Raw genomic sequence first — 20,518 nt, 5'->3', positions numbered from 1 at the left:
GGAATAATAATAATGAATGAAATCGTAAAAGAGCGCGGCGTAGAGACGAGCTATGATCCGCTAAATCCCGAAGTGACGTCTCGCCCTTATCCGCATTATGCTGAGCTTAGGGCTAAGGCGCCGGTTCAGTGGGTAGAGTCCATGCAAGGTTTTGTTATTTCTAAATGGGATGACGTTCAGGCGATATTGACGAACGGCAAGATATTTAGCTCTGCGCAATTTTGGCCTGAACTATTGGGCGAATATGACCCTGTGCCAGAAGTGCAGCCAATGATTTCACTTGACCCGCCGCACCATATGAAGACGCGAAAGCTGGCGAACAAAGCCTTTGTTCCCAGCCGGGTCGGCGCGCTGAACGATAAAATCTACGATACCGCTAATCAGCTAATTGACGACATCATTGAGCGGCACGGTAACGAAGGTAATATTGACTTCGTGTGGGAATTTTCTGCGCTCTTTCCTGTCAGCGTTGTCGCCGAGGTTATTGGCGTAGATCTGGCGCGCCGCGTTGAATTCAAGCATTGGGTTGATGACCTCTTATCGGCGGGTAACAGGGCTTCTTATGGGCCAGAGCGTCTCGCAGAGATCGAAAAAAGCTCTAAGTCTATTCGTGAATATTTTGAGCAGGTTTATGAAGCCCGTCTCGCTGAACCAAAAGATGATCTGATCAGCGGCTTCATTGCTGCAGAAGTCAAAGGGGAGCGTCTGTCAAAAAGCGAGGTCCTCAATCTTGCTATCTTGCTCCTTATTGGCGGCGTGGAAACGACTACAAATCTGCTCGGGATTACCTTCGCGCACCTTAAAAATCATCCCGAGGCTTATGCGGCAATCCGCGAAGATCACGCGAAGATACCGATGATGCTTGAGGAAATGTTGCGTTTCGATGGCCCCGTGCAAATGCTGTTTCGTCACACGACCGAGGATACAGAGGTACGCGGCGTGAGCATCCCGGAGAACACCCTTGTCATGCTCCTTCTCGGCTCAGCTAATCATGATGAAGATGCTTTTGAGGATTCCGAGAGCTTTATTTATGATCGCGCGCCGAGTGAAATCATGTCGTTTGGACAAGGCCCGCATTTCTGCCTCGGATCATATCTGTCTCGTATGGAGGCCAAGGCGGCGCTTGAAACGCTGCTTACGCGCTTTTCAGAGCTGATGCCGACTGAAGAAAATGTTACATGGTCCGACAGCTATTTTGCGCGCGGCCCAAAAACCCTTCCTGTAAAATTTAAGGTACGCTAATCATGGCAGAGCATAAGATAGGCTCGGTTGCTGCCGTTCGCGCAGGTGAGCCAACAAAAGCAAAAGTCGACAAAACCGCAATTGCCCTATTCGCTTGCGGTGACGATATTGTTGCGACAAGCGGGCGCTGCCCGCACGCGCATGGGCCCCTACATGAGGGAGAGGTTGATGGCACGTTGCTGACCTGCCCGTGGCATGGCTGGGAATTTGATCTCAAAACCGGCATTTGTGAAGAAGACCCTGAGTTGGAGCTGCAACGTTTCCCCGTTCGGATTGATGGCGACGATATTTGGGTCACAATCTAATGGCGTCAGCGGACCATCATGGGGCTGAGCAGCAATTTAGCAAAACCGTCTCGCCAGCTCTGCTCGATGCTTTAGCCGAGATTGTTGGTGAGGGCGGGGTATTGACTGGCGCTGATGTCAAAGCGCGCAACCCTGGCGTTTTCATGGATGAAATCGGCGCACCTGCGATTGTTCGTCCGCGCTCGACCGAGGAAGTCTCACGGATTTTGGCCTTATGTAATGAAGCTAATCAGCCGATTGTGGTGCATGGCGGGATGTCTGGCTGGGTGCGTGCGACGCAGACGAGTTCGAATGACATTGCTATATCGATGGAACGCATGGGCGAGATCGAAGCAATTGACCCTGAGAATAGAACAGCGACTGTGCAAGCGGGCGTAATATTAGAAAATTTCGATAACGCTCTTGAAGAACATGGCTTGACCTTTCCGCTCGATCTCGGTGGCCGTGGCTCCTGCCAATTAGGCGGTAATGCGTCTACCAATGCAGGCGGTATGCGGGTGATCCGCTACGGCATGATGCGCGAGCAGGTTTTGGGCCTAGAGGTTGTTTTGGCTGATGGTCGTGTGATTAGCGCAATGAACAACATGATTAAAAATAATACCGGCTATGATCTCAAGCAGCTCTTCATCGGCAGCGAGGGCAGCCTTGGCGTTATAACCAAGCTAGTCTTGCGCCTGCGTGAGCGCCCAACCACTAGTAACACTGCCTTGGTCTGCGCCGATAGTTTCGATCAAATCGCCAAATTGCTTCGTTTCATGGATGGCCGCTTAGGCGGTTTGTTGAGCGCATTTGAGCTGGTCGATAACAGTTTTTATAATGTAAACACGCTAGAGGGCCGCCATAAACCGCCCCTCCCCGCCGACAAGCCATTTTACGCCATTATCGAAGCTCTCGGCTCTAATCAGGAGCGTGACGCAGACATGTTTGAAAATGTGCTGATGGCAGGCGCTGAGGCTGGATTGTTTAGTGATGCTATATTGGCGCGATCTGAGCGGGAGCGCGAGGGCATATGGGCGATACGGGAAGATCTCGAAAATGTCGTGCGTGATTTCCAGCCCTTCTATGCCTTTGACGTAAGTCTGCCTGTTGGCAATATGGAAGAATATATGCAGCGCGTGACCGCAATGCTAAAGGGCCAATGGCCAGAGGGCAAGATTGCCTTTTTAGGTCATGTCGGTGACGGCAATTTACACGTCGCAATAGGCGCTGGGCAAGCAGAAGACAGAGAAGAAGTCGAGCGCTGCGTTTATGAGCCACTACGGAAATATGGCGGGTCTGTCTCTGCCGAACATGGCATTGGTCTGGAGAAAAAGCCTTGGCTTGAAATAAGCCGAAGCGCGCCAGAGCTTAGCTTGATGAGCGATATAAAATCATTGCTCGACCCCAAGAAAATTTTGAATCGCGGAAAGATTTTTGACTCGGGTCTTGTCTCTGAGGCCGGGTAAATATGGCGGCAACCGATGAAATCAGGCTGATAGGCTATCCGGTAAGCAACTATTTCAACATCGTGCGCGCGGCATTGATTGAAAAGGCTGTGCAATATGCGCTTGATATTTGTCCCGCTAGCCAGACAGAGGAATTTCTTGCAAAAAACCCTATGGGAAAAATACCGGTTCTGGCGTCAGGCGATGTTTATATCGCTGAAACGATTGCGATTTTAGAGTATCTCGATGATGCCTATCCCGAAACGAGCCTTAGGCCAGACAATCTAGCGACGCGGGCGCTCATGCGGCAGATAAATAATGTTGTTCAAGTGTATCTAGAGCTTCCGGCACGCGCTTTATATCCCGGACTTTTCATGGGGCAGAGCAATAGTGATCAGCAGACCGCTGTTTTTACGCAGAGTTTGGACCGCGCGATCATAGCATTGGGCAGATTGCTGAAGCCTGCACCCTTTTTATTAGGTGATGCGCTCTCGCAGGCCGATTTATTTGCTTATTATAATCTGGGCATGGCCGAGCGGGTGGCAAATGCGGCCTTAGGGCGTTCGATAATAGATGAGTTAGCTCTCAAAAGCTGGTGGAGCGACATGGCGCAGCGCAGCTCAACGCAGACAGTGATGGGGGATTTTGAAACTTATCTCGCAACATATCTCAAGGAGAAAAAGTCGGACTATATTCTAGTTCCGCATTTCTCAGAAAACTAGAAAATTCAAAGGGTCAGTAGATGCGTGAAGTAACATTAAAAGATAAATATCTGCAAACCAGCGGCACTGTGATCATGACCGGAACGCAGGCCTTAGTGCGCTTACCGATGCTAATGCGTGAAGCAGATCGCGTGCGTGGCTGGAATACGGCGGGCTTTATTTCTGGCTATCGTGGATCACCGCTTGGTTCCTATGACCAAGAGCTTTGGCGTGTGAAAGACCTGCTCGCCGAGCAAGATGTTGTTTTTCAACCAGGCGTGAACGAAGATCTGGCCGCAACCGCCGTTTGGGGCACACAAATGCTCGATGGCGTGCCGCAGGCCAACCGTGACGGCGTATTTGCGATATGGTATGGTAAGGGGCCGGGCGTAGATCGCTCGGGCGACCCTTTTAAACATGGCAATATGGCAGGAACGCATCCAAAAGGCGGCGTGCTGGTTGTCGCGGGCGATGACCATAGCGGCAAGTCTTCCACCGTGGCGCACCAGAGCGAAATCGCCCTTATGCATGCGGGTATGCCCATATTAGCGCCGTCAAATGTGGCCGATGTGCTTGAGCTGGGCATGCTCGGCTTTGCGATGTCGCGCTACACCGGCTTATGGACCGGCTTTAAAATGTGCAACGAAGTTTTAGAGCAAACGATGACGGTCGATATTGCTTTAGCAGATGTACAAGCTGTCGAACCAGATCGCGGAGAGGCTCCTGCTAACGGTTTCCACAACTACCCTACGCATCTAGACCGCGTGCAATCTGAAATCGTTGCTAAACGCTATCGCTGGCCGCTAGTGCAAAAATTTGTGCGAGCAAATGGCATCGATAAGACAGTTATCAAAGCCCCTAAAAAGCGCCTCGGTATCGTATCAACCGGTAAAGCGGTGCAAGACGTGCATCAAGCGCTGCGCCTATTGGGCTTGAGCGATGAAGCAGCGGCGCAAGCTGGTATCTCGCTATATAAGCTGGGCTGCATGTATCCCGTCGAAGAACAGGGATTAAAAGAATTTGCCGACGGCCATGAGATGCTTTTTGTTATCGAAGAAAAAGACGGTCTGGTCGAGCAGCAGCTTAAGTCTGTGCTTTATGGCATAGAAAATGCGCCAGCTATTGTCGGCAAGAAAGACGAGCACGGCATCGCGCTCGTGCCCTCTGACTTGCAACTCGAGCCTGCCGAACTCGGATTGCAAATTGCGGAGCGAATGAAACGTTTAGGTAGCGGACTCACGAATGCTAGCAACCTGATCGGCGCGCTATCCGAGCGCTTGGATGCGCTCGCTAGCATGGGGCCTGTCGCCGCTGCGCGCACGCCTTATTTCTGCTCGGGTTGCCCGCATAATACCGGTACGCGCTTTCCCGAAGGTAGCTTGGCCGCAGGCGGCATTGGCTGTCACGCCATGGCCATGTATAGCGGACCGGAGATGTTGCCCAACACGCAAATGGGCGGTGAAGGCGCGCAATGGTATGGATTGCATCATTTCACAGATGCGCCGCATATCTTCCAGAATATGGGCGATGGTACCTATTTTCATAGCGGCTTGCTTGCAGTGCGCGGGGCCGTAGCGTCTGGCGCAGATATGACGTTTAAAATATTATATAATGACGCGGTGGCCATGACCGGCGGGCAGCCGTTTGACGGGCCATTATCCGTTGGCGATATTACCAAACAGGTGCTGGCCGAAGGCGTAAAAAGCTGCGTGGTCGTGACGGACCGGCCCGACCTTTATACCAGCGCAAGCGGCCTTGCAGAGGGCGTAAAAGTCTTTCACCGTGATGTTTACGATCAGGTGCAGCAGGATATCGCAAAGATAAAAGGCGTGACGGTCGTGGTCTATGAACAGACCTGCGCCGCCGAAAAACGCCGCCGCCGTAAGCGCGGTAAATTCCCCGATCCAGCAAAGCGCATGTTCATTAACTCAGCGGTTTGCGAAGGGTGCGGGGATTGCTCTGTGCAGTCCAATTGCGTGAGTTTATGGCCCAAAGAAACCGAGCTTGGCCGCAAACGGCAGATAGATCAATCAAGCTGCAACAAGGATTATAGCTGCGTGAAAGGCTTTTGCCCCAGCTTCGTCACTGTGCTCGACGCCGAGCCGCGCAAGCCTGAAAAATCAGAGCTTGCCGATGATGATATTGGCGCTCTACCAGAACCAGCGCTTGCTAATCTAGAATCCGGCGCTTGTAACATCATGGTGTCTGGCATCGGCGGAACGGGCGTTGTCACAATCGGCGCTTTGCTTGGCATGGCGGCGCATCTTGAGGGTCTGCAGACCTCCATTTTTGATATGACGGGCCTCAGCCAAAAAAATGGCGCTGTTTATAGCCATGTGCGTATTGCCGGTAATGTCGATGATCTTGGCGCGCAAAAACTGGGCGTAGGTGAAGCCGATGTCGCGCTCGCCTTTGACGCTGTTGCCGCCTTGTCAAAAGAACCTGTGATGACTTTGGCCGGTGATCGCACAAAAACGGTTGTTAACGCGCGCATTACGCCAACTCCTGCCTTCCAGCGCAGCCCCGATTTAACGCTTGATAAAAACCTGCTTTTTGGCCGTCTCAAAAAACTATCAACGGAAATTTACGATGTCGATGCAAGCGGGTTAGGCCTCGCTTTATTGGGCGATAGCATAGCCTCCAACCTCTTCATGCTGGGCTATGCCTCACAGCTTGGATTGCTCCCAGTTTCCCCTGCTGCATTAATAAGAGCAGTGGAAATAAACGGCGTGGCAATCGACTTTAATAAAAAGGCATTTGCGCTTGGCCGTCTGCAAGCGGTTGCGCCAGAGCGCATTAGAGAAGCTGTGGCCGCGACGATAACCGAGGTTGAGTTTAAACCCCTTACGGATTTACATGAAATTATCGACCATCGAACGGCGCTCCTGACGGATTATCAAAATGTGGCTTATGCAGAGCGTTATCGCAATCTCGTCGATAAAGTCATTGCCGCCGAAAAGGGTATTGGCGCGGGAAATGACGAGCTATCAATCATGGTTGCGCGTAACTTCTCCAAGCTCATGGCTTACAAAGATGAATATGAAGTTGGCCGCCTTTATAGTGACCCCGCGTTTAAAGAGTCATTTGCCAAGGCTTTTGAAGATGGCGCGAAACTCCGTTATAATTTGGCGCCGCCGCTAATTTCCAAACGCGATCCGCAAACCGGCGCATTGCAAAAGCGCGAATTTGGGCCGTGGGTCGGCAAGCTCTTCCCGGTTTTGGCCAAGATGAAAGGGCTGCGCGGTACTGCGTTGGATATCTTCGGCTATACCGACGAGCGCCGTATGGAGCGCGGATTGGTCGATAGCTACGAGCAGCAAATGGAAATGGTCGCCAATACGCTGAAGGCCGACAATTATCGCGCGGCAATAGAATTAGCGAGCCTGCCTGCGCAAATCAGGGGCTATGGCCACGTGAAAGAAGAGAGCGTCGAGAAAGTCAAATTGCTCGAAGCGCAGATTTTGCAGAAATATCAAAACCCAGCGCCGCAAACACGGAATATCGAAGCAAAAACCGACAAAGTAGCGTGACGTAAGCCGCATAAAAATATTGGCGGCGTAAAATAGGAGATGAGGATGTTGAGAAATTTGATAGGCGGCGCGTTGCTGGAAACAGAAACGCCGATGGACGTTATCAATCCCGTCGATGAAACAGTTGCAGGCCAAGTGGCCTTCGCCGGCATTGCTGAAATGGATCAGGCAGTTGCCGCCGCCAAGGCCGCTTTTGCCAGCTGGAGGGCCACCAGCTTTGCCGAGCGCAAGGCAGTATTACAGGCTATTTCAAAGGCGATTAGCGATAATGCCGAAGAGCTGGGACAGTTGCTGATTAAAGAAACGGGCCGCCCTATTGGCGTTGCGCAATTTGAAGTACAATTGGCGACGCAATTTCTTGATTATGCTGCCGAGCAGGTGCTTGAACCTGAAATATTATTTGATGAACCAACCCGCCGCGTTGAGGCTCATCGCAATCCACTAGGCGTGGTTGCAGCCATTGTTCCTTGGAACGCGCCGCTTTACTTAGCCGCCAATAAAATCGGCCCCGCGCTCATCGCGGGTAATACGATAGTAGTAAAACCAGCGCCAACTACGCCGCTGACAACATTGCGCTTGGGCGAACTGATTGCAGATATTGTGCCAGCCGGTGTCATCAACATTATCTCGGCGGATAATGACGCTGCCGCTCACGCCGTTGCGCATGAAGATGTGGCAAAAATAGCTTTTACCGGATCAACCGAAACAGGCCGTAAGATCATGGCCGCTGCTGCGCCGGGCCTTAAAAAACTGACATTGGAACTGGGAGGAAATGACGCAGCTATCGTGTTGCCCGACGCTGATGTTAAAGCGATAGCGCCTGCATTATTTGGCTTTGCGTTTTTTAACAGCGGTCAGGTATGTGCCGTTATCAAAAGGCTTTATGTGCATGACAGCATCTATGACGCGTTATGTACCGAAATCGCTGGCATGGCGTCTGCCTTCCCCGTCGGTGATGGCGCTGATCCGGCTGTCCAGTTCGGGCCTATCCAAAACAAGGCGCAATATGAAAAAGTGCTGCGCTATATAGATATTGCCAAGCAGGAAGGCCGTATCATTGCGGGCGGCGAGGCGATTGAAGGCGCTGGATATTTTGTGCCGCTCACAGTGGTTGCAGATATATCAGATGGCGCAAAAATTGTTGATGAAGAGCCATTTGGCCCGATATTGCCGATCATTCGTTATTCCGATGTCGATGAAGTCATTGCCCGCGCCAATGCCTCTCCCTTTGGTCTGGGCGGCTCTGTCTGGTCCGCCGATGTTGAGGCCGCTACTGCGGTAGCGAATAGACTCGATAGCGGGACAATCTGGGTCAATCAGCATTGCGCGCTTGATCCCGCTGTGCCCTTTCCCACGTCCAAGCAATCAGGTCTTGGCGTGGAAGGCGGGCGAGAAGGGCTTTATGCTTATACCAATTATAAAATCGTAAATATTGCCAAGGGAGACGCTGCATGACCGCTTCACTCTATAGTCTATTTTCGGTTGAAGGCAAAACAGCGCTTGTCACTGGCGGCGCAAAAGGTGTGGGCGCGATGATTGCGCAAACGCTGGTCGAAGCGGGCGTCGATGTTATCATCGCCGCGCGTGATGCAGCGCAAGGGGAAGCCTTTGTTGCCAGCCTGAAAGGCACAGGCAAAGCGGCTTTCATCGCTGCCGATCTTGGCAGCATAGAGGGCGTGGAGGCGCTTGCTGATAATGTAAAAACCCGCTGCGATACACTCGACATATTAGTCAATAATGCGGGCATTTTTAGCGCAGGCGCGGTTGAAGAAGCTAAGGCCGACCAATGGGATAGAGAAATGGGGCTCAACCTGCGCGCACCATTTTTCTTGGCGCAAGCGCTGCTCCCGCTCTTGAAAGCGGCATCAAAAGACAATGATCCGGCCCGTATCATCAATATCGGTTCTATCGGCGCTTTGTGGGGCAAGAGCAGCAATGGCGCATATGCTTATGGCTCAAGCAAAGCGGCTGTTCATCAACTCACGCGTATGCTCGCCTCTGACCTGACTGCGCAGGGCGTCACGGTCAATGCAATTGCGCCGGGCTTCTTTCCCAGCGACATGACCGATGGCTTTTTTAATGCTGTCGAAGGACTGAAAGAACAGATGGAGGGGGCTATTCCAGCAGGGCGTCTGGGCAGCAAAGAAGATGTTGGCGGCGCAGTGATATTCCTTTGCTCGCGTGCGGGCGCTTATGTGTCGGGGACGGTCTTGCCGCTTGAAGGTGCGTTATGGCAGGTATAAGAACAGTTGCGCTGATAGAGCGAAAAACAGACATAACGCGTGACCTGTTCTCGCGCTATTGGCGTGATGTCCACGGCGTGATGGCTGCGCGGATTCCGGGCTTTGCGCGCTATACGCAATATCATGTTACGCCGAAAAAAGGGCATGAGACAGGCAAGAACTTCGAGGGCATCGCGCTAGTCTCATTCGCTACAGAAGAAGCACGCGGGGGCCTCGCCAATTCTGCTGTGACGCGCCATATTCATCGTGACGAGCAAAATGTTTTCCGCCGGGCATTGCTTTATAACCTTGCCGAGGGCGCTTATGTGAGCGGCGGTCTAGGCACGGATATGGCCGAAATGACGCAACGCTTCTATGTCTTGCCAAGCGGCCAAGACGCTCAGCAATTCCAGCACATTCTGCGAAGTGCGGGCTGCGCCTGCCAAGACATTTATGATCTGCGCACCGGCGATCCTTCGGCTTGGAACGAAACCGATGCGAGTGATGGCGGTGATGGAGAAACCTTTATCGCGCTCGTGCATGCTGGCTGGCAAGATATGGCAAAGGCCGACAAGGCCGAGCAGGGCATTGGCGAGCATATCGGCATTTATCATCTCGATAATAGCTATGTCATGGTGGATGACGGCTTTCCCACAGCCATTGGGCTGCGCGGTTTAGATGCGGTTCGCACGATTATGGAGGCTGACGCCGTCAACCAGCTCGCCGCCGAAGTTGTTGAAGACATATATGGCGCTGGCCTCGTGCCTGTCGAACAACGCGCTTAATCCCGTCAGAGCATTTTTCACTACATCCCTAGACGTCCTCCCAATTTTAGATTGAAGGAATCGATATGATAGACAAATTTGGTTATGTGCGGGCCTGTGCGTGGACGGGGCCGATATTATTGGTCGCTCTCATCATATTCTGGGGGCTAATGGGTTATAATATCCCGCCCTTTGGTTCTGATGTCAGCGCAGAAGATATTGCGCAGCATTTTATTGATAACGGAACGGTCGTGCGTATTGGCATGACACTGACTGTTGCCTTTTCTGTCTGTTACCTGACATGGGGCATCGCTGTGCGTGCGGTCATGGAGGCTATTGATCCCTCTGACCCTATCTTGCCCCTGCTGCAAAATTGGGGCGCTGGTTTGACGACGCTCGTTCTATCAATTCCAGGCTGCGTTTGGCTAACAGCCGCCTTTCGCCCCGCCGAGATAGATCCGCAGACAACGCGGATGTTATATGATTTGGGGTGGATATTATTCGACGTGCAATTCTCGTTCACCGTATTGCAACTCATCCCAATGGCTATTTGCTTTTTGAAAGATAAGCGCGAAATCCCCATCGTGCCGAAATGGATATCATGGTTCGTGCTTTGGGTTGGTTGCATGTTGCCCCTATTGGGCTTGATTGGCCTGTTTAAGACCGGACCATTTGGGCGCAATGGGCTGATAAATTACTGGGTTGAATTTCCGATTTTCTTCTTCTTCGTATTGCTGGCGTCTATTGCGATGCTCAAAGCGATACCTGTGCTTGAGAAGGAAAAATGACCTCATTGAAGGAAGCGCTTTCTGCGGGACCTGATAAGGAGGCGAACCATGCCGCGCTTCCCGGCATTGCTGTTTTCGCATTTGTAGATATTGCGAGCTTCATGGTATTTTTCATCATATTCATGGTGGAAAGGCTCAAGGCAGAGGCGCTTTTTGCAAGCTCAGCGTCTATGCTCAATCTATCACTTGGTTTGGTGAATACGCTTATATTAGTAACCAGCGGTTTCTGCGTAGCCATGGCCGAGGCAAAGGTTGTTGAGGCAGGCGGCGGCCCCGATAAAGCGTCAAAGCGTTGGCTGCTCGGCGGTATCGCGGTCGGGGCCTTTTTCTTTTTTACCAAGCTCTACGAATATAACGCAAAAATTTCGGTGGGGATTAACCCGACAACCGATATTTTTTTCACCTATTATTTTGTTCTGACGGGCATACATTTCATCCACTATCTTGCGGGCATAGTCTTGTTAAGCCTGCTTGCATCGGGCCGGTGGCGTGCCAAGAGCAATTACGCGATATGGATGCGCTCTGGCGCTCTTTACTGGCACATGGTCGATATAATCTGGCTGGTCATGTTCCCGATATTATATCTGCAGACTGGAGCGGGATCATGAAGGCTAATACCCTTTATCCGTTGGTGTGGTTTTGTTTGGTTCTCATCACAGTTTTCAGTGTCGAACTGGTAACTCCGATATTTCCTGCAGGCTCAGCTTTTGCATTAATTATGACTCTCGCCGGTATGAAGGCTTTCGCAATTATCTGGTTTTATATCGGGGTAAGGCGAGGACCACGATCATGGAAACTCTCATTTTTTGCGCTTATTTCTGCCCCTTTGGTCGTTATAGTCGTCCTTCATGTTGTCTTGATGCTTCGTTAGGTTCGGCTGACATAAGGGATTTTAAAACGGGGCATTCTCCCGGCTCACTTCAAGTACTCGCCCATATTGTCAAAGGAGCCGGTCAGAGAACCTGTATGTCCTGTGGGAGGCGATGTTCGCGTCACCGTCGAGCGCGACCGAGATCAAAGTTCCAGCACTTCCCTATCCAACGCAGCCGCCTTGAAGGTACTCGATCGCTTTGCCGTGCCAGATGCTGGCCTTCCGATATCGACAGCGCCTTCGTAGGGCGCGTGCCAATGTAATCGCTTTTGTTCAATCCTCATGCGGGCTTGTTTCGAGACAAGGCAAATGTCGTTGCGAAAACCGCGTGAGCGCCGCCCTCTCTTGCGGACGGGTGCATAAAGAACGCTCTGCATTGGCGGGGGATGGAAAAAATTGCCGCCTTTGGAAAAGATTCAGCAGCATATTGCGACATTGGAAAAAAATCGTGCTGACGTTGCCCTAACGCGCTCAAACCCAAATTTCTCGAGCAATATCGGCGCGTTGGTCTTAAAGAGCTTAGACCGAAGCGCTCCACCAACTATGAAAGCATAGCGCCCTAAGCTATCTCCCGCCGGCATTTGTCTAAAAACTCATACTCAGCGGGAATAAAATTGCCCATTCGCTTGTCTACAGATTGCAACCCGATTACAGGAAGATCCAATCATGACGAAAACTGCAAAACCCACAACCAAAAGCCTTAACCGCCGCAACATGCTGCAATGCATGGGCTGGGCAGGCACGGGCGCGCTATTTTCGTTCAGCGGCGGTGTGGCCGCATCAAAGACATTGGATACTGCGCTCGGCATGTCTGTAAAACCCGCAAAATCTAATGCACTTTCCTTCGTCCAGATTAGCGACACCCATATCGGTTTTTCCAAAGCTGCTAATCCAGACCCTCTTGGCACGCTGCGCGAAACCATATCTAAGGTTAAAGCCCTGCCCCAACAACCTGATTTTATCTTACACACGGGGGACATAACCCATTTGGCCACAGCGCAACAATTTGATGACGCGCAAATGCTGCTATCGGAATTGAAGCTGCCGATATATTATGTCCCTGGCGAACATGATATGACCGACGGCATAGACCCAAGAGCCTATCTGGAGCGCTTTGGCAAAGGTAGCGTGGGTGAAGGCTGGTATAGTTTTGATGCTGGCGGCACGCATTTTATCGCGCTGGTCAATTCTATTCGCCTTGGCTAGGCTCCTGTTGCGCCAATTACTGGTCACAGCGGAATGTCGAAACGCAAGGCATTCACAGCTTCATACATGACGAACTCGATCTGACCGATAGTCAGCTGACACAGCTAGAGGCGCTTGAAGCAGGTTTCGCCGTAAAACAGGAATCGCTGGAACTATCCCTGCGGGCGGCGAATGCTGACTTAGCAACTGCGATAGAAGCGGTGCATCACAAAATGGGCGCTTTGCAGAAAGCCACTGTCGAACATATTTTCAACATGCGCCGCCTGCTTACCGATGAGCAACAAAAAAGCATTTGATGCCCATGTCGGGAACGCGCTGACCGCCAATCAGGAATGACGCAGTCAGCGCCTGAAGATGCGCAACAGTCAGATAGCATCCTCATAGCGCAGGCAAATTCGGGAAAGCGGCAGGCCTTTGATGAACTGATGCGCCGTCACGAGCCAAGAATGACCAATCTTGCCCGCCGAACAATGGGTAACAACGTCGATGCTGAAGATGCATTGCAAGAAGCAATGGCATCAGCCTGGTTCAAGCTGAGTCAATTTGATCAAACGCTTCCGTTTGGTCCGTGGATAACACGCATTGTTTTGAACAAATGCAGAGATCAGCTGCGCAAACGAAAAGTTATGCGACTTTTTGATTTCGGCCTAGACAATGAGGTCGAACAGGTCGCTTCAAATAGTCCCGACCAGTAGGAAAGCACAGAGGCAGTCCAGTCCCTGAGATTTGTTCAAAAAGAGATTTCCAATCTACCTGCTCGACTTCGGGAAGCCTTGGTACTCCTCACTTTCGATGGCCAAAGCCAGGCAGAAGCCGCGACTATTCTGGGCACCACTGAAAAAGCGATAGAAACGCGAATTTATCGCGCCAGAAATCGGCTTCGAGAAAAACTGGAAAAGTTCGAAGGCTAATCAGCTTTTATAGATGGCTCAAGCAATCTGAGTTACCGGTAAAAAACCGATTTTATTTTGAGGGCAAAGACTGCTGCTCACGTAACAGATGTAATGGCCGTTATCCGAAAGATAGAAATGACTAAACTCAATCGAAGAAATTTTCTGACCGTAGGAGCTGGTGCAGCGGGTTTGGGTTACATGGCAACCGCTATGCCTGCATGGCGCGCGCGGCCACAGCCTGCATGGCGGCGATGAGCCCCGCAGCGACGATCCTATCAAAGTTGATCGTGTGATTATATTCTCCTGCTCAGCGACTTCACAACGCTCGACCCGCATTTCATTATGAACCGCCTGCGCACTGGCGAAGGATATTTCAGTCTCCAGCAAAATACCTGGACCGATGATTACGAGATGACGGGTGAGGAACGGCGGATGTGGGCCAAAATGCGGATGATGCCGACCGATATCGCCGACATTGGCGCGCCGACTTACACATTCCTTGCCAATGGGCGCGGAGCGAATGAAGGACTAGAATATCTGTTCAAAGCTGGCGAGCGCGTGCGGCTATTGGCCGCTTCAGATAAAGGAACCTCGCTTTATCGCTCCGCTTGGATTGGTTGGCGGGTTTCTTGACGCTGCAGGCGGTGGGGGGGGGCAGTTGTGACTTCAAACCTACGCATTCAGCGATCCTCTCCCCGCAAAACCATTGGTACAGTCCACAGCGCCGAGTTTTTTCTGACGGTTGCGGTATCGGTTACATTTCTGTTCTCTATGGGACTGGAAGCATTTACAGAATCAATGGTGGGCTTATTAATTGGCGACATGTTAACGGCTCCTTTCGTTGCGCTTGTTGCCAAGCGTGCCCCTATCAAGTCGCCGTTCCTTTTTTGTCGGCATAACCCTAGCGTTGACTAGCGATTATGCCATTTACATTGCTATTAATTAGCAGCACGTCGAACGCAATTCAGTCCCCGGAAACCTCATAAAAAATTATACGAAGCGCTGCCATAAATGCTGCTATTCCAGTGCTAATCGCGGCGCGGGAATTGAGGATTTGTGTGCGATTAAGAGCCGTTATTATCCGATTATAATCGGCGGCATTGAGCGTTTCATAAATGCTCACGCGCCGGAGACGGCGTCTGCTGGCAGCTAGCCAAAGCCAGCCCGATGCCAGAGCGAAGGCGATTATTGCCAAATCCAGAATCTGTAAAGCATTGTCCATCAAAGTCATTTTCTTGGATCCCGTATCGATTGATCGCGGTTAATACTGAAACATCGTTGCAAAATAAGAATTGAAACAAGGTAATCCACGAAAACGATGCGGTATTTATTCATGTTCCTAATTATAGGCTTCCCAATTATCAGGTAGTTTTAGGTTTTTGTTTTGCCATAATTGCCCTGCAAAGCAATGAAGCTCTTTGTTTTGCAACACCCGCCCGAACCTATTCCATCAAACAGCTTTGCCTTTTTTGCGAGTATGCCGAGCCCAGATATTTAGCCCTTCGACCATCACCGAGAATGCCATTGCCGCATAAATATAGCCTTTGGGAACATGGGTGCCGAACCCTTCTGCGATCAATGTCATTCCGATCATGAACAGGAATGCCAGTGCCAGCATGACGACTGTTGGATTTCGTTCGATAAATCGAGACAATGGTCCGGCAGCTGTAAGCATGACAGCAACGGCTATGATCACTGCAACAAACATAATCGGGACATGGTCCGTCATACCGACTGCCGTGATGATTGAATCAATCGAAAAAACGAGATCGAGCAATATGATTTGAACAATTGCGGCGCTGAATCCCAAACCAGATTTCAATGTATCGAATATGTCATCGGTAGTATTGGAATCTACATTGTGGTGGATTTCCGTTGTTGCCTTCCAAACCAAAAACAGGCCGCCGGCGATCAAGATCAAGTCTCGCCAAGAAAATCCGTGGCCAAAAGCTTCGAATAGCGGCTGAGTGAGCGTTACAATGAAAGCAATTAAACCCAGCAATACAAGCCGCATCCCAAGTGCCAACCCAATGCCAATTCGACGCGCCCGGGCACGAAATTCTTCAGGTAGCTTGTTGGTCAGGATCGAAATGAAAATCAGGTTGTCGATACCAAGAACAATCTCCATCGTAATGAGCGCAGCAATAGCGGCCCAATTGGTAGGATCTGCAAAAATTGCAAGGATGTCTGTCATTGTCTGCCATTGTCTTTCTTGGTCGCTCGTTCAGTATCACGCACGATTAGCTTAGCTCCAAACCACTTGCACCATATGGCTTGTCGCAAGATAGTCGAAGTTTCGTGTGTATAATCATCGCAGAAGTTTGCTGCAAAATTCCCTTTTCAGCAGGTTTTCCCAAAAAACCACGGGATGAAAGTGCCGCCCTCAGTCGAACAGCTCCTCTAGGAATGATTTCCGGCGCTTCTTTTTATAACCGCGATCATAGTCCTCATTCTGGCTTCTATTATCCCGGTGGTCATAGCCTGAAGACTGCCGTTCCTGAACCACCTGAACCGGTGGCGCCGAACGCTCGATCATTTTGTCGAGCTCGCCGCGATCTAGCCAAACGCCGCGGCACCTCGGGCAATAGTCGATTTCGATGCCTTGACGCTCACTTATGGCCAATGCGACCGAGCAAGCGGGGCAGGACATAGTTGGTGCGGTATTCATTCTATTCGTTACCTTTTTCAAAATTAGCGAGTTTGGATATTGGCCCTTTTTCAAGCAAATTGGACGGCGCATATAGCCAAGGGGAGGCATGCGCCGTCCGGCCCAATTTCTTGGGCTTTACGAGGGCGTTTTTTGCAGATGCTTGCGCAGTATCTGAATTTCATCCTTGATACGCAACCGAAGCCGCTTGAGTTATTTCACATCAACTTGCCAACCCGCCACTTTGCTATTGTCGATTTGACGGTTCAAGCTTCTATGGCGCTTAACAAGCCCACTTAGATAATTTTTCATCGCTTGCCTCTTCTCGTTGTCACGTTCCTATGCAACACAGGCATTCATTGAACCAATCGAATAACAATGTATCTATCAATAGATAATAACTATTTCGTGAACATCAATTAATTCCATTGCCGGGCATCCAAAAATCAGCATACAAGAATGAAGCAGACCGGCCTTTTGGCCCTGCCCTTTTCGAGACCTTCATGTGCTTGAAAGCGTAAAATCGGATTATGGTTTTCTTCTCGAACGAAATGAAATGCTTTTTACAATCATTATATTTGTAGTTTTAGGTTTAGGGCTTTTGTGGTGGGGGCTGTCTGCAGGTTTTTTTGCCAGTAGGACCAATAAAGCCGAATTATTTTCCGGCCCGGTCGGCTTTGTCGTTAATCTCATCGTTATTGTCTTAGGATTCGGCATATTGGCTTTGATAATTTTCTAGTCACGTTTCAAATGGGCCGACTGGTGTGCGCCTTCCTAAAGCCGGTTTCGCATGAATATATTTTGTCTCTACAGCGACTTTACCATGCCCGTTTTTTGAGAACAGTCAGATCGCTAACCACTTGCATTCTGATATTAAGGCGACAATGCCCGAAAGGTCAATTTTGTTGCTCTGATCGACAGGATTGTTCGTAAAATTTCCGCTTCGTTTGCTACATCGTTCGGGTCCAAGTCGGTTGCCAATAGCAAGCATTGCTTCAACCAATCGCTAATATTCGAAGATTCCAGAAATTGACGAAATTGTTCGTCAGACCATTGATCACTGGTCAGCATTGCAAAATCATAAGTCATGGTTGTTATCTCCTTTTATGGATTACAATAGATACATTAGTCTGGACAAACCCGTCTTCTTGATAGTTTCGTGCTGTTCAAAGGAGCATTTGCGATAGATCCAAATGTGCATTCTGATAAGAGCTGTCGGCGAACGGCACTGGGTAGGCTGGGAACCGATTCCATTATGGTAAATCGCAGATTTTATATTGGGGGCAGAGGCAGCGATATTGGCGCACAACATCGACAGCGGCCCGTCCAATTGACCGCATCCGCAAAGGATTGCAATTCACCCGCCTGTCATTGTCAGTAAAGGCCAGCCGACTTTGATAGAAAGAAACGGGGTCCGGTTTCATAAGAAATCGCCTTCGCGTTTTTTCTGCCCGAGTGAGCCGCCATCTTCATTGTCGCTATTTCGTCCTTGGCACTCTAAGTTCGAAGCGAAGCGCGCTTCGCGAACAACAGGTCGCAAATCGTTGCCATTGGAATCTATGGCATAGGTATCCAGCCACCTCAGCTCACCCGCATAGCGCCAGCGCATCTGCCCATCCCCGGTGATAGCAAATAAATGGAGCCAGCCATTGTCGAAGAGCGCCCTCACTCCATCATGTTTGGCGAGTATCTCGCTGATTGCTTCTCGTGGAGCTTCAATACATACAGTCAGACGGCGGGGATCATGGACATATTCGTCTCCGTCGTGGATTGATTGCCAGGGAAGTCCAGGGCGTAGGTTGCCGCCATTGCCTTCGACGACACCTATGCCTCCGACGATATTATGGAGAAGTTTATTACCGCCACCAAATTGCTCCGGCATTACTGTTGAGCCATAATATTGCAGGCTGATCCAGCTAGCCACCACAACTGGAGCGGTCAGGATTAGCTCTAGCACCCCAAAGTCTTTATCGCCCTTCCATTCATACTCATGCAAGAAAGCGCCGCCCGCCAAATTCTTGCCCGCAGTTCGAGAACGCGGCGCTGCTATGAAAGAACTGCATCCTGCGAGCCCCCATTCAGGACGAATTTCAGACCAATCGGTGCTGCGCGGCAAGATACTGCACTCGTCCTTTGCGCGGGGTAGCCGCACCGCACGCTCCCGTCGCGTCCGCACCGATGCTTCGGCGAGCCATTTTTCTGTCTGATGTATATCCTCAATATGATCAGCAGAGGAATGGTCACCGTCATATAGTGTGACATGGTCAGTGGTTGTATCGTGGAGCGCCGCTACGAAAAGCGTTTCGGATGGAATAGAGATTCCTTTTACAGCAAGCTCCGTTCTTACCGGCCCGTCATTCAGCAGTGAGGCAAGCAAACGCGCGTTGACTTCGCCCGAATAACCTCCACAAGCCCCACATTTAAGCGCACTGTGATGAGGATTATTGGCGACGGTTGCACCGTGTCCGGCGAGAATGATCAACCGCGCAAAATTATCCGTTAACGACATCGTGCGCAAAATATTCTCGGCGATGCCAGCGCGTTCCTGAAGAGTGATCGCGCTAGTGATCTGCGGCGCAGGAGCAATGAACGTCTTCTTGGTCTCTATGCCTAACGCATCGCGCAAGAGCTTGCCAACATAGATGGGGCCGCTCGCCTCGACAAAGGCGAAAGAGGAAACTGCCGCCAGCTTGAATCGGCCCCAGGCGCGAATGGCCCGCGCTTTATAACGTGCAGCAAGGTCTTCCTCGCCATTCGAGGCATTGCCGCTGCGGCTATGCAGGCCTGCGTTGAGTAAAACCGGCAGACGGTACTCGGGAATGTCAGAGGCAAAATCATGATGTGATACGGTGAGACCAAAAAACCCTGCGAAACCAATGGTTCTGATATCAGGGGACTGGGCTTCCAACGCACGCCGGAAAACTTCCGAACGAACATCAATACAAAAAACCATTTGCAGCATTGGGCGCTGCGAGTTTGATTGAGGTTCTGATTGGGTAAGTAAAGCCGCCAGTTTGCGCTGGCCCGCGCGCTCAAAGGCATCCTGCAGAATGGTATCAACGATTAAGTCCGGGTCAGCAGCTATGGGCGCTGCGTATTGCTTTATGACATCCTGCCAAGCCGAACTAATCTGTTCGCAATATTGCCTGTAAAGTGACGCCTCCCAAACCGTTGCAATAGCGAGGCAGTCGGTCAACGTCGTATCATTACCGCCCCTCAATTCGGCCTGCCAAAGCAAGTAGCGCGCATATTGCGACCATCCGCCCTGAACCGTCAAAAGCCGTTGAAAATAATGAAGACTTGCTTCGGACGGCAGTTGGAGCGTGTCAGCACAGAAGCGGATGGCGTCGTCTGCATTTTCAGGGCAATCTGCGACGAAGCGCGAAAATCCCTTCAGGCCAGAAATTTCCGGGGTCAGGTCGTGCATCGAAATCGCTCGCCATGCGGCATAGGCGCTTTTATCGGTTGGCGCAGTCCACAGCGCTTGCCCTGCATCGAAGTAGCCGGCCGCCCATGCACTAAACCGCTCGCGAAAAATACCGGGCCAGTCCGTTCCGCTGACATCAGAAGCAAGTTCGGTAATCGTTGAGAACGCCTTAATTGGCAATCTATCCACAAATAGTGCATCTTTCAGCGCGGCAAGATCGGGCGGTCGTTTTGGATTTGTGCTCGCTTCCAGTGCAGAGGTGAGGTCGCAATCAGCAATATCGCCCGCCGCCAGCTTTTCTCGATACCAGAGGCGGGGCATCGTGATCGCTGATCCGCTCATCCGGCCCAAGAGTGCGCCGGTATCAGCGAGAGAGGATGTGGTCTGGCCAATAAACGGATTGACCGCAACGCTCGATGCAAGGGGCCATAAAGGAGGAACGGTGCGCGCGGCATTTCGGGCTGCTGCGTCAATTCCGTCAGTATTGAAGCTCATTCG

Annotated in this window: 21 protein-coding genes; 15 read left to right on the top strand and 6 right to left on the bottom strand. The window is 51.0% G+C overall.

Annotation, left to right across the window (positions count from 1 at the left end):
- Positions 1-12 precede the first annotated feature (12 nt).
- The 10 genes from V7676_RS16525 (at position 13) to V7676_RS16480 (ending at position 11,584) form a co-directional block, all read left to right on the top strand.
- Entirely contained in the window at positions 13-1,242 is a 1,230-nt protein-coding gene (locus V7676_RS16525) for a cytochrome P450 (protein ID WP_335660711.1), read from the top strand.
- 2 nt (positions 1,243-1,244) lie between these two features.
- Positions 1,245-1,547, top strand: coding sequence for a Rieske (2Fe-2S) protein (locus V7676_RS16520; protein ID WP_335660710.1), 303 nt, complete (start codon positions 1,245-1,247; stop codon positions 1,545-1,547).
- Positions 1,547-2,992: an FAD-binding oxidoreductase gene (locus tag V7676_RS16515; protein WP_335660709.1), complete on the top strand. Its 1,446-nt coding sequence runs from the start codon at positions 1,547-1,549 to the stop codon at positions 2,990-2,992. Before V7676_RS16520 ends, V7676_RS16515 begins: the two co-directional genes overlap by 1 nt.
- Positions 2,993-2,994: 2 nt before the next feature.
- Positions 2,995-3,693 carry a glutathione S-transferase family protein gene (locus V7676_RS16510; RefSeq protein WP_335660708.1) on the top strand — a complete coding sequence of 233 codons (699 nt, stop codon included), beginning with the start codon at positions 2,995-2,997 and terminating at the stop codon, positions 3,691-3,693.
- Between the two features lie 20 nt (positions 3,694-3,713).
- The gene (locus tag V7676_RS16505) at positions 3,714-7,202 is read left to right on the top strand and encodes an indolepyruvate ferredoxin oxidoreductase family protein (protein ID WP_335660707.1); all 3,489 of its coding nucleotides are present in this window, start codon (positions 3,714-3,716) and stop codon (positions 7,200-7,202) included.
- Positions 7,203-7,247: 45 nt separating this feature from the next.
- The gene (locus V7676_RS16500; protein ID WP_335660706.1) at positions 7,248-8,657 is read left to right on the top strand and encodes an aldehyde dehydrogenase family protein; all 1,410 of its coding nucleotides are present in this window, start codon (positions 7,248-7,250) and stop codon (positions 8,655-8,657) included.
- On the top strand, positions 8,654-9,445 hold the full coding sequence (locus tag V7676_RS16495; RefSeq protein ID WP_335660705.1) for an SDR family oxidoreductase: 792 nt from the start codon (positions 8,654-8,656) through the stop codon (positions 9,443-9,445). Before V7676_RS16500 ends, V7676_RS16495 begins: the two co-directional genes overlap by 4 nt.
- Positions 9,433-10,209 carry an EthD domain-containing protein gene (locus tag V7676_RS16490; protein WP_335660704.1) on the top strand — a complete coding sequence of 259 codons (777 nt, stop codon included), beginning with the start codon at positions 9,433-9,435 and terminating at the stop codon, positions 10,207-10,209. The genes V7676_RS16495 and V7676_RS16490 overlap by 13 nt, the downstream gene beginning before the upstream one ends.
- 65 nt (positions 10,210-10,274) lie before the next feature.
- The gene (locus V7676_RS16485; protein WP_335660703.1) at positions 10,275-10,976 is read left to right on the top strand and encodes a hypothetical protein; all 702 of its coding nucleotides are present in this window, start codon (positions 10,275-10,277) and stop codon (positions 10,974-10,976) included.
- The gene (locus V7676_RS16480) at positions 10,973-11,584 is read left to right on the top strand and encodes a cytochrome c oxidase subunit 3 (RefSeq protein WP_335660702.1); all 612 of its coding nucleotides are present in this window, start codon (positions 10,973-10,975) and stop codon (positions 11,582-11,584) included. Before V7676_RS16485 ends, V7676_RS16480 begins: the two co-directional genes overlap by 4 nt.
- A 406-nt stretch (positions 11,585-11,990) precedes the next feature.
- Here V7676_RS16480 and V7676_RS16475 read toward each other — a convergent pair whose 3' ends face one another.
- Entirely contained in the window at positions 11,991-12,131 is a 141-nt protein-coding gene (locus tag V7676_RS16475; protein WP_335660701.1) for a hypothetical protein, read from the bottom strand.
- A 382-nt stretch (positions 12,132-12,513) separates the two neighbouring features.
- On the opposite strand from V7676_RS16475, the gene V7676_RS16470 reads away from it, so the two are divergent.
- From V7676_RS16470 to V7676_RS16455, 5 genes are all read left to right on the top strand, one after another.
- The gene (locus V7676_RS16470) at positions 12,514-13,053 is read left to right on the top strand and encodes a metallophosphoesterase family protein (RefSeq protein WP_335660700.1); all 540 of its coding nucleotides are present in this window, start codon (positions 12,514-12,516) and stop codon (positions 13,051-13,053) included.
- Positions 13,054-13,103: 50 nt separating this feature from the next.
- Positions 13,104-13,349 (top strand): Spy/CpxP family protein refolding chaperone, encoded by a 246-nt coding sequence (locus tag V7676_RS16465; RefSeq protein WP_335660728.1) that lies wholly within the window; start codon positions 13,104-13,106, stop codon positions 13,347-13,349.
- 36 nt (positions 13,350-13,385) lie between these two features.
- Positions 13,386-13,748 carry an RNA polymerase sigma factor gene (locus V7676_RS16460; protein WP_335660699.1) on the top strand — a complete coding sequence of 121 codons (363 nt, stop codon included), beginning with the start codon at positions 13,386-13,388 and terminating at the stop codon, positions 13,746-13,748.
- A gap of 24 nt (positions 13,749-13,772) precedes the next feature.
- Positions 13,773-13,964 carry an RNA polymerase sigma factor gene (locus tag V7676_RS18875; RefSeq protein ID WP_442955459.1) on the top strand — a complete coding sequence of 64 codons (192 nt, stop codon included), beginning with the start codon at positions 13,773-13,775 and terminating at the stop codon, positions 13,962-13,964.
- Positions 13,965-14,288: 324 nt separating this feature from the next.
- Positions 14,289-14,579, top strand: coding sequence for a hypothetical protein (locus V7676_RS16455; protein WP_335660698.1), 291 nt, complete (start codon positions 14,289-14,291; stop codon positions 14,577-14,579).
- Positions 14,580-14,910: 331 nt separating this feature from the next.
- Here V7676_RS16455 and V7676_RS16450 read toward each other — a convergent pair whose 3' ends face one another.
- The 5 genes from V7676_RS16450 to V7676_RS16430 form a co-directional block, all read right to left on the bottom strand.
- Positions 14,911-15,177 carry a hypothetical protein gene (locus V7676_RS16450; protein WP_335660697.1) on the bottom strand — a complete coding sequence of 89 codons (267 nt, stop codon included), beginning with the start codon at positions 15,175-15,177 and terminating at the stop codon, positions 14,911-14,913.
- 219 nt (positions 15,178-15,396) lie between these two features.
- Positions 15,397-16,140, bottom strand: a complete 744-nt coding sequence (locus V7676_RS16445; protein WP_335660696.1) for a TerC family protein — start codon at positions 16,138-16,140, stop codon at positions 15,397-15,399.
- Between the two features lie 189 nt (positions 16,141-16,329).
- Positions 16,330-16,614, bottom strand: a complete 285-nt coding sequence (locus V7676_RS16440) for a TFIIB-type zinc ribbon-containing protein (RefSeq protein ID WP_335660695.1) — start codon at positions 16,612-16,614, stop codon at positions 16,330-16,332.
- A gap of 852 nt (positions 16,615-17,466) precedes the next feature.
- A complete protein-coding gene (locus V7676_RS16435; RefSeq protein WP_335660694.1) occupies positions 17,467-17,682 on the bottom strand; it encodes a hypothetical protein in 216 nt (71 codons plus the stop codon).
- Positions 17,683-18,013: 331 nt separating this feature from the next.
- Entirely contained in the window at positions 18,014-20,515 is a 2,502-nt protein-coding gene (locus V7676_RS16430; RefSeq protein ID WP_335660693.1) for a YbcC family protein, read from the bottom strand.
- Positions 20,516-20,518: the final 3 nt, after the last annotated feature.

Origin of the sequence: Parasphingorhabdus sp., assembly GCF_036963805.1 — a bacterium.
GTDB lineage: Bacteria > Pseudomonadota > Alphaproteobacteria > Sphingomonadales > Sphingomonadaceae > Parasphingorhabdus.
Note: the sequence above shows the minus strand (reverse complement) of the source record. Positions and strands in the feature narration are given on the sequence as shown.

What these genes read in the sequence shown, in the direction of transcription:
- V7676_RS16525 (WP_335660711.1), top strand. Translation starts at nt 13, where the DNA reads ATGAATGAAATCGTAAAAGAGCGCGGCGTAGAGACGAGCTATGATCCG.
- V7676_RS16520 (WP_335660710.1), top strand. Translation starts at nt 1,245, where the DNA reads ATGGCAGAGCATAAGATAGGCTCGGTTGCTGCCGTTCGCGCAGGTGAG.
- V7676_RS16515 (WP_335660709.1), top strand. Translation starts at nt 1,547, where the DNA reads ATGGCGTCAGCGGACCATCATGGGGCTGAGCAGCAATTTAGCAAAACC.
- V7676_RS16510 (WP_335660708.1), top strand. Translation starts at nt 2,995, where the DNA reads ATGGCGGCAACCGATGAAATCAGGCTGATAGGCTATCCGGTAAGCAAC.
- V7676_RS16505 (WP_335660707.1), top strand. Translation starts at nt 3,714, where the DNA reads ATGCGTGAAGTAACATTAAAAGATAAATATCTGCAAACCAGCGGCACT.
- V7676_RS16500 (WP_335660706.1), top strand. Translation starts at nt 7,248, where the DNA reads ATGTTGAGAAATTTGATAGGCGGCGCGTTGCTGGAAACAGAAACGCCG.
- V7676_RS16495 (WP_335660705.1), top strand. Translation starts at nt 8,654, where the DNA reads ATGACCGCTTCACTCTATAGTCTATTTTCGGTTGAAGGCAAAACAGCG.
- V7676_RS16490 (WP_335660704.1), top strand. Translation starts at nt 9,433, where the DNA reads ATGGCAGGTATAAGAACAGTTGCGCTGATAGAGCGAAAAACAGACATA.
- V7676_RS16485 (WP_335660703.1), top strand. Translation starts at nt 10,275, where the DNA reads ATGATAGACAAATTTGGTTATGTGCGGGCCTGTGCGTGGACGGGGCCG.
- V7676_RS16480 (WP_335660702.1), top strand. Translation starts at nt 10,973, where the DNA reads ATGACCTCATTGAAGGAAGCGCTTTCTGCGGGACCTGATAAGGAGGCG.
- V7676_RS16475 (WP_335660701.1), bottom strand. Translation starts at nt 12,131, where the DNA reads ATGAGGATTGAACAAAAGCGATTACATTGGCACGCGCCCTACGAAGGC.
- V7676_RS16470 (WP_335660700.1), top strand. Translation starts at nt 12,514, where the DNA reads ATGACGAAAACTGCAAAACCCACAACCAAAAGCCTTAACCGCCGCAAC.
- V7676_RS16460 (WP_335660699.1), top strand. Translation starts at nt 13,386, where the DNA reads ATGACGCAGTCAGCGCCTGAAGATGCGCAACAGTCAGATAGCATCCTC.
- V7676_RS16455 (WP_335660698.1), top strand. Translation starts at nt 14,289, where the DNA reads ATGAACCGCCTGCGCACTGGCGAAGGATATTTCAGTCTCCAGCAAAAT.
- V7676_RS16450 (WP_335660697.1), bottom strand. Translation starts at nt 15,177, where the DNA reads ATGACTTTGATGGACAATGCTTTACAGATTCTGGATTTGGCAATAATC.
- V7676_RS16445 (WP_335660696.1), bottom strand. Translation starts at nt 16,140, where the DNA reads ATGACAGACATCCTTGCAATTTTTGCAGATCCTACCAATTGGGCCGCT.
- V7676_RS16440 (WP_335660695.1), bottom strand. Translation starts at nt 16,614, where the DNA reads ATGAATACCGCACCAACTATGTCCTGCCCCGCTTGCTCGGTCGCATTG.
- V7676_RS16435 (WP_335660694.1), bottom strand. Translation starts at nt 17,682, where the DNA reads ATGACTTATGATTTTGCAATGCTGACCAGTGATCAATGGTCTGACGAA.
- V7676_RS16430 (WP_335660693.1), bottom strand. Translation starts at nt 20,515, where the DNA reads ATGAGCTTCAATACTGACGGAATTGACGCAGCAGCCCGAAATGCCGCG.